The sequence below is a fragment of the Vibrio fortis genome (genome assembly GCF_000695685.1).
GTDB lineage: Bacteria > Pseudomonadota > Gammaproteobacteria > Enterobacterales > Vibrionaceae > Vibrio > Vibrio fortis_A.
In genome coordinates this window covers 102,593-115,713 of record NZ_JFFR01000025.1, presented here as the reverse complement: position 1 = coordinate 115,713, position 13,121 = coordinate 102,593, and the positions used below count along the sequence as shown (strand labels likewise).

At 46.4% G+C, this 13,121-nt stretch carries 9 protein-coding genes; 1 reads left to right on the top strand and 8 read right to left on the bottom strand.

Going from position 1 to position 13,121, the window contains the following annotated elements; genetic code table 11:
* The first annotated feature begins 153 nt into the window (after positions 1-153).
* Positions 154-1,029: a LysR family transcriptional regulator gene (locus VFDL14_RS08615; RefSeq protein WP_032551908.1), complete on the top strand. Its 876-nt coding sequence runs from the start codon at positions 154-156 to the stop codon at positions 1,027-1,029.
* 108 nt (positions 1,030-1,137) lie between these two features.
* On the opposite strand, the gene purF is transcribed toward VFDL14_RS08615, so the two are convergent.
* The 8 genes from purF to VFDL14_RS08655 all read right to left on the bottom strand — a co-directional run bounded on the left by purF (position 1,138) and on the right by VFDL14_RS08655 (position 13,110).
* Complete coding sequence (purF, locus tag VFDL14_RS08620) at positions 1,138-2,652, bottom strand: amidophosphoribosyltransferase (RefSeq protein ID WP_032551907.1); 1,515 nt, start codon at positions 2,650-2,652, stop codon at positions 1,138-1,140.
* 33 nt (positions 2,653-2,685) lie between these two features.
* On the bottom strand, positions 2,686-3,177 hold the full coding sequence (locus VFDL14_RS08625) for a CvpA family protein (RefSeq protein ID WP_032551906.1): 492 nt from the start codon (positions 3,175-3,177) through the stop codon (positions 2,686-2,688).
* 61 nt (positions 3,178-3,238) lie between these two features.
* Positions 3,239-3,805 (bottom strand): SPOR domain-containing protein, encoded by a 567-nt coding sequence (locus VFDL14_RS08630; RefSeq protein ID WP_032551905.1) that lies wholly within the window; start codon positions 3,803-3,805, stop codon positions 3,239-3,241.
* Positions 3,806-5,068, bottom strand: coding sequence for a bifunctional tetrahydrofolate synthase/dihydrofolate synthase (gene folC / locus VFDL14_RS08635; RefSeq protein ID WP_032551904.1), 1,263 nt, complete (start codon positions 5,066-5,068; stop codon positions 3,806-3,808).
* A gap of 42 nt (positions 5,069-5,110) precedes the next feature.
* On the bottom strand, positions 5,111-6,037 hold the full coding sequence (gene accD, locus VFDL14_RS08640; protein ID WP_032551903.1) for an acetyl-CoA carboxylase, carboxyltransferase subunit beta: 927 nt from the start codon (positions 6,035-6,037) through the stop codon (positions 5,111-5,113).
* 175 nt (positions 6,038-6,212) lie between these two features.
* Positions 6,213-7,007, bottom strand: coding sequence for a tRNA pseudouridine(38-40) synthase TruA (truA, locus tag VFDL14_RS08645; RefSeq protein ID WP_032551902.1), 795 nt, complete (start codon positions 7,005-7,007; stop codon positions 6,213-6,215).
* Positions 7,008-7,135: 128 nt separating this feature from the next.
* On the bottom strand, positions 7,136-11,887 hold the full coding sequence (locus VFDL14_RS08650) for a FimV/HubP family polar landmark protein (RefSeq protein ID WP_032551901.1): 4,752 nt from the start codon (positions 11,885-11,887) through the stop codon (positions 7,136-7,138).
* 209 nt (positions 11,888-12,096) lie between these two features.
* Positions 12,097-13,110 (bottom strand): aspartate-semialdehyde dehydrogenase, encoded by a 1,014-nt coding sequence (locus tag VFDL14_RS08655; RefSeq protein ID WP_032551900.1) that lies wholly within the window; start codon positions 13,108-13,110, stop codon positions 12,097-12,099.
* Between the last annotated feature and the right edge of the window lie 11 nt (positions 13,111-13,121).

Genomic DNA, 13,121 nt, shown 5'->3' with positions numbered 1-13,121 from the left:
AAATGGTGAATACACAAATTTACCAACTTTACTGGTAATTGCCATCAGGGATTGGAATACTTGTAAATAGTGCAACAAGTTGACGTGACGCAAACTTTGTTCTCAGTGTTACGTATAAATTAAGTGAGTTTGTAAACAAATGTGTCTGGATTTATGAAATTAGATGATTTAAACCTGTTTCGATTAGTCGTCGAAAATGGGAGCTACACCGCAACATCACGCAAAACTATGATTCCGGTTGCGACGATCACACGACGTATTCAAGCTTTGGAAGACTCTCTAAACCTGAGACTTCTCAACAGACATGCGCGTAAACTTTCATTGACAGAGGCTGGCGAGCGTTTTTTCAATGAGTGCTCACCATTACTACAACGTTTGGCATCGACTGCCGAAGAACTGACTGATGTCTGCAAGGGCGCATCAGGTAAAATCCGTATTTCTGCACCATCAAACCTGACCAAGCGTATGATGATGCCGATGTTCAGTGACTTCATGAGCGAATACCCAGATATCAACATTGAGCTGATGATGAACAACCAAGCTGACCAACTCGACCCGACCGAATGGGACGTTATCTTCCGTGTTGGCCCGCAGCGAGACTCTAGCCTTATTGCTCGTAAGATCAGCGAAGTTAAGGACATACTCGTTGCAAGTCCTGATTATTTAGCGAAAAACCCAGCCCCTACCCATGCAGAAGAGCTGGCTAACCACTCGCTTCTCAAAGGCTATCCTTTAATCAAATGGCAATTAAGCAACTCCAACGACGAGAGTGTTGTGAACACCGAGAAAGGCCGCTTTAATGCTAACGCGTTAAACGTGGTAAGACAGGCATGTTCAGGAGGCTTAGGCATCACTCTAATGCCGGATGTTATGATCCGCGAGTACATTGAAGATGGCAGTTTAGTACGAGTGTTAGATGATTGGAGTGCTAACCCGAGAGACATTTACATGCTCTACAATCACAAAGATCACCTACCAGAAAAAGTGCGCCTATTTATCGATTTTGTGATCGCGTACCACATTCACTAAGCATGACCTTCTGCTTACCCCATAAAAAAACCAGAGCTCGTGCTCTGGTTTTTAGTATTTGGTTTGCTGAGAAAGCTATAGATTCACCTACAAAACTATGAATAAAGCTTACGCACCTTCGTTGTGTAGTTCGAGGTTTGCTAAATCCTGCTGAATCTCACGCTGAATCTTTGAATCATCGTTACGCAGTGCATCTAGGAAATCTAGGTACTTCTGGTCGATGTCACCTGTAACGTACTCACCGTTGAATACCGAAGTATCAAACTGAGTAATATCTTGGTTGCCTTGACCTACCGCTTCAATCAAATCATCCAGTTTTTGGAAGATAAGCGCGTCTGCACCGATTTGGTCACAGATAGTTTGATTGTCACGACCATGAGCAATCAACTCGTTTGCACTTGGCATATCGATGCCGTAAACATTCGGGAAACGAACTTCTGGTGCAGCTGAAACCATGTAAACTTTATTGGCGCCTGAATCTCGAGCCATCTCAATGATCTGTTCAGATGTTGTACCACGAACAATAGAGTCATCGACTAGCAGTACGTTCTTGCCTTTGAACTCAGAGCGAATCGCATTAAGTTTACGACGAACAGACTTCTTACGCTGTTGTTGACCCGGCATGATGAAAGTACGACCAACGTAACGGTTCTTCACGAAGCCTTGGCGGTATGGCTTATCGATCGCCTGAGCAATGCGTAGAGCAATGTCATTCGATGTTTCAGGGATTGGGATAACCACGTCGATATCAAGGTCTGAGTATTCGTCCTTGATACGACGACCTAGTGCTTCACCCATCTCAACGCGTGCGCTGTAGACAGAGATCTTGTCGATGAAAGAGTCTGGACGTGCAAAATAAACGAATTCGAAAATACAAGGATTCAGTTTTGGATTGTCAGCACACTGCTTAGTAAACAGCTCGCCTTCAAACGTAGCGTAGATAGCCTCGCCCGGCGCAACGTCACGCACAAAGTCGAAACCAACCGCATCAAGCGCTACCGACTCAGAAGCAACCATGTACTCAGTGCGACCGTTAACTTCACGCTTACCGAGACACAGTGGGCGAATACCGTTTGGATCGCGGAACGCAATCATACCGTGGCCGATGATCATTGCTGTCACTGCGTAAGCGCCACGAATGGTTCGGTGTACATTAGCCACTGCGCGGAATACGTCATCAGACGTCACGTTACCTTTCACAGTATCGATCTCGTGAGCCAGTACGTTTAGCAGTACTTCAGAATCTGATGTTGTGTTTACGTGACGACGGTCTTTTTCAAACAGCTTCTCACGAACTTCGTTTGCGTTCGTTAGGTTGCCGTTGTGAGCTAGGGTAATGCCAAATGGCGAGTTTACGTAGAAAGGTTGAGCTTCAGAAGCGCTAGAGCTACCTGCAGTTGGGTAACGAACGTGACCGATACCAACATCACCTTGGAGGCGTTGCATGTGTTTAGCTTCGAAAACATCTTTAACTAAACCGTTCGCCTTACGCAGACGAAAACGATTGCTTTCTATGGTACAAATACCAGCGGCATCTTGGCCACGATGCTGCAATACCGTTAAAGCGTCATAAATTGACTGGTTTACAGGTGTTGAACCCACGATTCCAACAATACCACACATGTCCTAATCCTCGATTTTCGACATTAACTGGCGCTAAAGCGCGCCAGATAAGAAACTTGATGTTGCTTGTAAATGCTCGAAGAACGGTGCAATGATTCGACTGAATTCAGGAACCAACTGCGAGTTCTTCCACCACTCAGAACTTGGGAATGCAGTAAACGCATCCATAAAAAACAGCACAGCTGACACAATCAGAACACCTCGTAAACCGCCAAAGACGATACCCAGGATTCTATCTGTACCAGACAAGCCCGTTTTCTGTACTAGTTGCCCAATCACGTAATTGATTAACGCACCGACAACCAGAGTCGAAACAAACAATGCTGCTATCGCGGCGCCATTTCGAAACATGTCATCTTCGATATTTGTAAAGTAAACCGCCAATTTGGCGTAATACTGGCTGGCGATAAAAAACGCACCAAACCAAATAACGAGTGACAATGCTTCCTTAGCAAAACCACGAACTAAACTGATCAAAGCTGAAAAGCCGATCACCCCTAAAATGACAAAATCTAACCAATTCATGAATTCTTCATCTTAAGTTGGCGCGCATTTTAACAGAAAAAATGCTGACGCAAACGTTTTCTTATGGATTTAACGGTTTAAATTTGAGCAATTGGCCTTTTGAACCAGTAATTTTTTCTAATTCCTTAATTTGACGCTCAAGTTTGGATTTTGAGATATCTGGGCCAATTATTACTCGCGTAAATGTTTTTTCTTGCTTGGTATGAGCTTGATAACCACGCTTTTGCAGATCCTTCACAACGTTCTTAGCGTTGTCTGCATTTTTCAATGCCATTAATTGGATGATCCACGCGCTATCTTGATACTCATTCTTCTCAGTCACCGGCTTGATAGCAATCTCGACATTATCATCGACTTTGTTCTCTTTGCTGGCTGTGACTGTTTCTGGCTGTGACGACTCTTGTACAATCGCTTCTACTGGAGAATCAGGAAGCGCAATTTCATCTTCGACAGGCTCAAGCACCTCAAACACTTCAACGTCACCTTCAAGTTCAGGTTTAATTGGAATGCTTGCAAACTCCTCTTTGTAGTGAAGCTTTTTGCCATCCAGTACATCCGGAAGAACAATAACGCCCACGGCCACCAAAATAATGGTGCCCACTAAGCGGCTTTGGAATTTACTTGCCATTTAGTTTCCTTTTGTTTGCCAGTGCTCCAGTACTTCACCCACTGTATGGAATGAACCCACAACAAGAATCACTTCGTCTTCGCTTACAGTAGATAAAGCTGCCTCAAATGCCTCTACAGGCGATGAGTACTCTGTTGTTCCACTTGGTAAGCTTTCACACAACTCTGCAGCTTTCGCCGCTCTTGGGCCTTGCAGTGACGCTGGATACCAATGCTGAGCAATTGGGGCAAGTACACCTAGCGTGGCTGGAATGTCTTTGTCGTGCAGCATAGCTACCACCACATGCAGTGTTTTACCTGCATACTGTTGACCAACTTGCTTAACAAAATATTCAGCAGAATGTGGGTTATGTGCCACATCTAAGACGATTGTTGGCTTATCACTGATCTTCTGCATGCGACCAGGAAGTTGTGCGTTCTTGAGACCATTTACAACGTTAACATCGCTGATGTCGAGTTCTGAGGTGCCAAGTGCCATCAATGCTGTTGCAGCATTCGGTAGTGGCAAGCTTGGAATTGGCAGCTGTTCTAGCTGGAATGCACCGCTGTGCCAGTTCCAAGTATCAACCGTCACTTCATATGTGTATTGAATGCCAACTTGGTAGAACTCAGCTCGAATATCGTCTGCGTGCGCTGCGACGGTTGCTGGCGGCTTAGGTTGGCCACAGATTGCAGGTTTACCACTACGGTAGATACCGGCTTTCTCAAAACCAATCACGTTAATATCGTCGCCTAGCCAGTCAACATGATCGACCGCTAAACTGGTAATAACAGAAACGTCATGGTCAACGACATTGGTCGCATCAAGACGCCCGCCGAGACCCACTTCTAAAAGTACCACATCAACGTTTTCAACTTGGAAGGCACGCAGCGCAGCTAAAGTACCGTACTCGAAAAAGCTTAAGCTAATTTCGCCACGTTCTTTCTCAATGAAATCGAAAGAGTCGACCAGTTGTTGATCAGAAAGGTCTTGGCCATTAATACGAACACGCTCGTTATAACGAATCAGGTGTGGAGAGCTGTATACGCCAACTGAGTAGCCAGCATCAAGAAGAATCGCTTCCATCAAAGCACATGTTGAGCCTTTGCCGTTCGTCCCAGCAACGGTGATCACATGCTTAGCAGGTTTAGTAAGATTGGATTTCTGTGCGACAGCTTGAACACGGTCTAATCCGAGGTCGATCGCACTGGTGTGAATGTTTGTTAAATAATCAAGCCACATCTCGAGAGAGGATGTGGCTTGAGGAATAGGTTGTTGACTCATCTAACTCATAACCATATGTAAGTAGGTTTGTTAGATGGTACTTTACCCTTTTTCTGGCGCTTCTGGTACTTCATAAGTAGCTTCATTCGGTGAATCGTTCACAGAAACTACTAATGGTGAAGGCTGGTTAGTCATTTTCGCGATTAGGCTACCTACGCGCTGACGCATATCACGACGATCAACGATCATATCGATAGCACCATGCTCTAGTAGGAACTCACTGCGTTGGAAACCTTCAGGTAGGTCTTCACGTACAGTCTGTTCGATAACACGACGACCAGCAAAACCAATAAGTGCTTTCGGCTCACCGATGTTCACGTCACCTAGCATCGCTAGACTTGCTGAAACACCACCCATTGTTGGGTCTGTCATTACAGAGATAAATGGTAGGCCTTTCGCAGAAAGACGCTCTAGAGCAGCACTGGTTTTTGCCATCTGCATAAGAGACATCAGTGCTTCTTGCATACGAGCACCGCCACTAGCAGAGAAACAAACTAGACCGCAGTTGTTCTCGATAGCTGCGTCAACCGCACGAACGAAACGAGCACCCACAACCGAACCCATTGATCCGCCCATGAATGAGAATTCAAACGCACAAGCAACGATAGGTAGACCTAGAAGCTCACCTTTCATTGCAACAAGTGCGTCTGTTTCACCACTGCCCTTTTGAGCAGAAGAGATACGCTCTTTATAGCGCTTTGAATCTTTGAATTTTAGCTTATCTTGTGGTTCTAATTCAGAACCTAGCTCGACGCGCTCACCTTCATCTAAGAAAGTTTCTAAACGACGACGCGCTTTCATACGCATGTGATGGTCACATTTCGGACATACTTCTAGGTTACGCTCTAGTTCAGCATGGTAAAGAACCTGCTCACAAGAAGTACATTTAGTCCAAACACCCTCAGGGATAGACGCTTTACGAGAAGTTACGATGTTGCTTTTTTCTAAAATCTTTTCAAGCCAACTCATGGAAGACCTTTTCTTTCGATTCTTCCGCCTAATTGCGAAAGAAATAAATTTGGGAATTATGCGAGGAGATTAAAGCACATAAAACAGCAAGTGTAGATAAAAAACTGGTTGTACCTATTTTCATGAGCTATTTTACGCACGATTTCGCAATATTTTTTGAACCTAAGTCCCACATTTAGTTCAAATTATCAGGTAAAAACAGCGGGCCGATTGGCTCTCTTGGAAGCTCAAAGTGTGCGGGGTAATCCACATCAATCAAGTAGAGACCTTCAGCCTTAGCAGTAGCACCAGCTAGCTTTCTATCTTTAGCTTCAAGCAGCCACTTAATCCATTCCGGCTTTTGCTCACCTTTACCGACAGCAATCAAGCTGCCCGTGATATTACGCACCATGTGATGCACAAATGCATTGGCTTTAATATCGATGACAATATAGTGTCCATGGCGAGTAACGTTCAGGTGGATTAGATTGCGCCAAGGGCTATGGGACTGACAATGCGTTGCACGGAATGAAGTGAAATCATTTTCGCCCAGTAAGTACTGCCCTGCTTCATGCATTTTCTTTTCATCAAGCTCACCGTGGTAGTGGCTCACGCCTGAATTCAAGATTCCCGGGCGAAGTGCATGATTGAATATCACGTAGCGGTAGCGACGCGCTGTTGCAGAGAAACGAGCGTGAAAATCTTCAGGTACCTCTTTAGCCCAACGAACCGCAATATCTTTGGGCATGTTTGCATTAGCACCCATTGTCCATGCCACCATTTTACGGTTTACATTGGTTTCAAAGTGAACGACCTGCCCTGTACCGTGTACGCCTGCGTCTGTTCGACCTGCACATTGCACTTCAACTGGGTGGTTTGCGACAACCGAAAGCGCCTTTTCCAAAGATTCTTGGACACTCTTTACGTCACGTTGGCGTTGCCAACCAAAATAGTGGGTACCGTCATATTCAATACCTAAAGCAATTTTCATGTTTTTGTTCTCTTTGAAAATGGGGCTCGAAGTATATACGTAAAAGGAGCGTATCCCAAATCGCTTGACGGAAAACTACCGATAAAAAAAGAGAGCCGCGTATCTGGCTCTCTTCTCATTTTCTTGGCTTAGCGTCCGTTTAACGTATCAATTAAGTTTTTAGCTTCTCGACGAATTTCATCTGAACCATCAACAATGGCCTCTTCTAACAACTTAATCGCACCTTGCGGATCGCTCATCTCAATGTAGATCTTAGCGAGGTCTAGCTTACCCGCAGCTTCAGCATTGCTATCGACATCATAATTACCGATATCGCCGATCACATCTGGGAACTCGTTCAGGCCAACATCTAGCTTGAGCTCTTCCTCATCAGGGTTCACCATCTCACCGTCTTCTTGCTCAACCTGAGCCATCAGTTCATCAATAGTCATGAACTGTTGCTCTTTTTCAGCCGTTGCTTCGAGCAGTTGGTCTTGCGCCCCCCAGTTCTCTTCTTTGATTTGAGGCTCTGGTTGATACTTAGCCGATTCCCAAATCTCTTGCTGATCATCTGGCATATCATGAGATAGGCTCGATTGCTGTTCAGGCTCTAAGCTGAAACCTTTCCAATCTTCGCCACCCACTTCCAACATTGCATCAATATCAAGACCTGCGCTATCGATAGCGGTGTTGTCCATTGGCTGGTCGAACATAGAGTCAACCGAATCTTGTACATCCTCAGATAACAACTCAGCTAATGCTGATTCGTCGAACTCGTCAAAACCCTCTAATGGTTCATCTTGAGTAACTGGTGATGATGGTTGTTCTGTTTCAGGCTGATGCGGCGTAATCTCATCATTTGCAAAACTATTCGCGCCAGAGAAAAGGTCATGCAATGCATCTTGCTCTTCCGCTTGCGCGCCGTATGTATTAAGTGGCTCACCAATTTCAGAGAACGCATCGCTAAGCGCTTCATCTTCCCCATACTCAGGTAGCTTACTTTCATCAAGCTCCGCACCCGGCTCAAGAGGAACTGGCTCAGATTGCTGCAGTTCGATGTCATCCAACACCGCATCTGCTTTTGCACTCTCTTCGTCGTATTCTGGCAGTTCACTCTCTTCAAGCTGTAGCGCGCCATCATCAATGGCAAGGTCCTGCTCGAGTTGAGCATCATCTTCACCACTTAAAATCTCAGCTAAAGCGTCTTCTTCTTCAAAGTCTGGTAACTCTAAATCATCGAACGAGAATTCGTCTTCAACTGCTCGTTCTTGTGTTGGAACTTCTGAAGTCAAATCTTCTTGAGCCGACTCTTCCTGAGCTAAAGGCTCTTGAACTGAAGGCTCTTGATCGACTGTCTCTTGAACAGGCGATTCTGATTCTAGTTGCGGTTCACCTTGCACAGCATCTAGCGCATCGTCTTCGTCAAACTCTGGCAGTTCGAGATCATCAAACGAGAACTCTTCCTCAACTGTTGGGGGGGGGGGGGGGGGGGGGGGGGGGGGGGGGGGGGGGGGGGGGGGGGGGGGGGGGGGGGGGGGGGGGGGGGGGGGGGGGGGGGGGGGATCGTCGAACGAGAACTCTTCCTCAGTTGCTTGCTCTGGAGCTTGCGCTTCTTGAGTTACAGGCTCTTGAATTGGCGCTTCTGTTTCGAGTTCAGGCTCTTCTTGAGCTGGTGTTTCATCAGCCTGCGGCTCTGCCATTAAAGGCTCGGAACTCGCATCAGGGGGGGGGGGGGGGGGGGGGGGGGGGGGGGGGGGGGGGGGGGGGGGGGGGGGGGGGGGGGGGGGGGGGGGGGGGGGGGGGGGGGGGGGGGGGGGGGGGGGGGGCAAGGAGCCTTCCATATCCAGCTGAGGCTCGCTAGCTTCAATTTTCGGCGCGAAGTCAAAATCCGACTCCACCTCTTGCGGCGACTCAACATCGTCGATTGCAGCAGAAAGCCAATCATCCTCAAGCTCTGTCGAATCTTCTACCGATTGTTCTTCTGTGAACTGCTGTGATGTCTCTTGTTCTAAATCCGCGGCCAGTACATCTTCCAGATCATTCAGGGTCGGCTGAACTTCCGGCTCTGGTTGAGACAGTAGTTCTTCTACACTCTCTTCCAAATCCGCAGATGGCGTTGGTTGATCAAATGCTTCTAGATCAGGTTCGGACGCTTCTTGATCAGTAGCTTGAGTCTCTGATGTCGCTTCTAGCGTCGAATCATCAGTCGCAATAGAATCTTCTTGTTGAGTATGTTCATCAAACAGTGCATCTGCTTGAGGTGCAATGTCGAACATGTCATCAATAAAGTCGTTACGGTTGAAATCTTTGCTTTCTTCCTCAACCGGAGCTGTCGGCTCATCTGTTACTTCAATATCATCAACAGGACTTTCCGCTTCTAGTGCTTCAGGTTCTAACTCTTCGGCAACTTCTTGTTCACCATCTTCTTCCGGTTCAGAAGCTTCTGCCGTTTCAAATGGATCAAGTTCATCTAAGCTCGCTTCTGGTGATTCAGGCGTCTCTTCAAGTGCTGAAGAGAGTGATTGCTCAAAGCTTGGCTCTTCAGGCTGGGTGTCTTGTTCAGGCTCTAGATCATCAATGCCACTAGTTAGCAGATCATCGAACGGGTCGAGAGATTCTGACTCTTCTTGCGTCTCAGGTTCTGGCAGTGATGACTCAGATAAGTCGTTACCCAGAAGCTCATCGAGTGTCTCATCATCGTCAAGTGACAACGGAGTATCATCGTCATCCAAGAAGTCATCGAGCAGATCTGTACTGCTTTCATCTAACTTGAAATCATCTTCATTTTCTTCAGATAAACCCGACAACTCTTCAAGTTCAGCAAGCGGGTCTAGGTCTAGATGTTCCTGTTCGCCAGTCTCATCATCATCTCCTAGCATGTCATCAAGAAGATCGGTTGAATTGCTAAGGTCTACATCGTCACCATCAAGCAGTTCATCGAGTAAGTCAGTACTTTCGTTAGAAGCCAGCTCTGGGTCATTGGAAAGTAGATCGTCTGCAATCAATCCTTCCTCTTCAGGCACAGGCTGATCAAATTGAGAAAGGATATTCTCGATGTCATCATCAGAAGCGAGCTCACTTGAGAACTGAGACGTCAGGTCTGCTTGCTCATCAAGGTTAAACTCATTTTCAGTATCCGCTGGCGACTGCTCCGCAACTTGAGCGAAAATATCGTCAATATCATCGTTGCTTGCAGGCTCAGCTGGCGATTGTTGCTCTGAGATAAGAGCATCAATATCAAATTCGTCACCTAAGTCAGGCGTATCAGTAGAAGCCGACGACTCATCCGCAGACGGCTGCTGTTCTGAAATAAGCGCATCGATGTCAAAGTCATCACTCACACCCGGCGTCGTAGAGCTATCGTCTTCTGACATCAAGGTATCGAGGTCGAAGCTATCGTCATCATCATCGCTAGATGCAAACAGGTCGTCCAGCATCGACTGATCCAGCTCGTTTGAGCCGAGATCTTCAGTTTGGGCATCTTGTGACAATAGAGCTTCAATATCATCGGCAGACATTGGGTTATCATCTGAAAGGTCAAAGTCACCTTCATCAGAATCAAGTGCACTCTCTACTGTTTCGTCGAGGGCACGTTCCATCTCTTCTAGACCAAGCGCTTTTTCTTCACCGTTAACACTAATGCCGTTATTGCTATCAAGATCACTGCTGTCTAGATCGATATCTTCAAAGCTACCATCTAGATCGCCGTCATCACCGATACCGGCAAATGGGTCGTCATCTTCGCCGTCAAGGTTGAAGTCAAGATCAGCATCGTCCAGTCCAGCAAAGACATCTTCCTGCTCACTGCTGCCTTCATCATCAAACAGCTTCTCAGTGTCATCATCAGCACCGAACAACTCATCATCCAGAGAAAGCTCTGTATCAAGATCCGCCATCTCTTCGTCGAGCGGCATTGGAACAACGTTGTTTTGCTCCGGTAAGTTATTGGTTTCTTGCGCAGCTTGTTGAGGCTCGTCTTGTTTAGACTTTCTGCCTAGCAGTAGAACAATGATCAGACCGATTAAAAGACCCGGAATAATGGCCAATGCAGCAACAAGCCAACCGTTAGACAGCAGTTGGTCCATGGTGCTAGGTGCCATTTTTTCCATTTCAGCGTTCTTCTGACGCTCTTCTTCAAGCAGTTTTTCTACTTCATTGCGAATACGGTCTTCATCGCTCAGCTCCGTTTTGAGTACCTCTACTTCAGACTGAACATTGGACAGCATCAGACGTAGCTGATGGTTTTTCTCTTCAAGAGACAACAGCTCAGACTCTGACATCTCCAGCTGCTTCTCAAGTTGATTCACTTCATTTTCTTGAGGCGACATCATCGGCTTTGATGGCGCTGCAGGTTTGGTCTCAGCCGTTACCTTAGGTTCAACCGTTTCTGGTTTTACGACTGGAGCAGGTTTTGGTGTCGCAGGTTTTACTACTTCTGGTTTAGTAGGAGCGACTGGCTGGCTAGATGGCGCGTTCAGCTTAGCTTGGTGCGAGTCCATAATTCGGATCGCTTGCTGCGTTGAGCTTGCACGAGCCTGCTCTAGAGATGGTACACGCAGGTAACTCGATGGCTCTAAACTGTGGATGTTTTGATTTTCAAAAGCCTGAGGGTTTAATCGGTAGATCGCCAAAAGCGTTTGTTGCACTGAAACTGAGTTATCAGGGCGCAGTCGAGACGCAATAGACCACAAGGTTTCGTTGCCATTGGTTGGTCCATAAAATCGAGAAGGCTCACTCGCTTGATTGAGTGATTGAGCGCGAACTGGCTCTGAGAATGTTGGCGAGGATTTTATCTGTCCATCGGGGCCAACCACTCGAATAGTATCTGCACGAACTACGGAAATCTGAGTCGCAATAACAAACGCTAAAGGCATCCACCACTGCTTGAAAATTTGAAACATAAAAGGCTCAGTTAGGTGCTTAAATTCGGAAAAATAACGATCTACTAAATATATCGGATAACAGGAGCAAAACTATAGGGATGAAAACAAAAAATGTGTTGCGACGACAATATTCGCAGCAATTTCACACAATTTGTGAAGATGTATTTTTGATTGATTAAAAAAGCCCCACTAATGAGTGAGGCTTCAATAAACAGTGAGGGTGGCGATTAGAAGTAATCGCGAATCAATACTTCACCGATTTGCACTGCGTTAGTCGCTGCGCCTTTACGAACGTTGTCAGCAACCACCCACATATTAACGCCACTATGGTGACTGATATCACCGCGGATACGACCAACCATTACATGATCTTTACCGCCCGCATCACGAACCTGAGTTGGGAACTCTGCACCGTGGAACACTTCAACACCTTCTGTGTTCTCTAGCAATTGAACAACATGCTCAGCACCGATTGGAGAGCGTGTTTCAATGTGTAGAGATTCAGCGTGACCATAGAATACTGGCACGCGAACACATGTTGGGTTTACTGTGATTGAAGAGTCAGCAAAGATTTTTTGAGTTTCCCAAACCATCTTCATCTCTTCACGGGTGTAGCCGTTTTCAGTGAACTCATCAATCTGTGGTATACAGTTGAATGCGATCTGTTGAGGGAACGCTGAGTTCTCTGCTGGCATACCGTTCAGCAGCTTCGCTGTTTGGCCTGCTAACTCATCAATACCCGGCTTACCTGCACCAGAAACCGATTGGTACGTAGAAACGTTAATACGCTCTAGACCCACTTCATCGTGAATCGGTTTTAGTGCGACAACCATTTGGATAGTTGAGCAGTTCGGGTTTGCAATGATGTTACGGTTACGGAACTCTGCGATTGCTTCTGGGTTCACTTCAGGAACAACCAGAGGAACATCGTACTCGTAACGGAACTTAGAGGTGTTGTCGATAACAACGACGCCTTCGTCTGCTGCAATCGGAGCCCACTTCTCAGATAGATCACCACCAGCAGAGAAAAATGCGATGTGTACTTGAGACCAGTCAAAGTCTTCTACATTCTGCACTTTTACCGTTTTACCATTGAAACGGTAGGTTTTGCCTTCACTACGTTCACTTGCTAGTAAGTGCAGTTCACCGACAGGGAATTTACGCTCTTCTAGTACTTCGATAATGGTTTCGCCAACCGCACCCGTCGCACCTAAAACAGCAATATTAAATTCTTGGCTCATTGTTTCTCTCT

Coding starts and splice junctions, on each gene's coding strand:
- truA (WP_032551902.1), bottom strand. CDS start 7,007: ATGAAAATTGCTTTAGGTATTGAATATGACGGTACCCACTATTTTGGT.
- VFDL14_RS08615 (WP_032551908.1), top strand. CDS start 154: ATGAAATTAGATGATTTAAACCTGTTTCGATTAGTCGTCGAAAATGGG.
- folC (WP_032551904.1), bottom strand. CDS start 5,068: ATGAGTCAACAACCTATTCCTCAAGCCACATCCTCTCTCGAGATGTGG.
- VFDL14_RS08655 (WP_032551900.1), bottom strand. CDS start 13,110: ATGAGCCAAGAATTTAATATTGCTGTTTTAGGTGCGACGGGTGCGGTT.
- VFDL14_RS08630 (WP_032551905.1), bottom strand. CDS start 3,805: ATGGCAAGTAAATTCCAAAGCCGCTTAGTGGGCACCATTATTTTGGTG.
- accD (WP_032551903.1), bottom strand. CDS start 6,037: ATGAGTTGGCTTGAAAAGATTTTAGAAAAAAGCAACATCGTAACTTCT.
- purF (WP_032551907.1), bottom strand. CDS start 2,652: ATGTGTGGTATTGTTGGAATCGTGGGTTCAACACCTGTAAACCAGTCA.
- VFDL14_RS08625 (WP_032551906.1), bottom strand. CDS start 3,177: ATGAATTGGTTAGATTTTGTCATTTTAGGGGTGATCGGCTTTTCAGCT.
- VFDL14_RS08650 (WP_032551901.1), bottom strand. CDS start 11,887: ATGTTTCAAATTTTCAAGCAGTGGTGGATGCCTTTAGCGTTTGTTATT.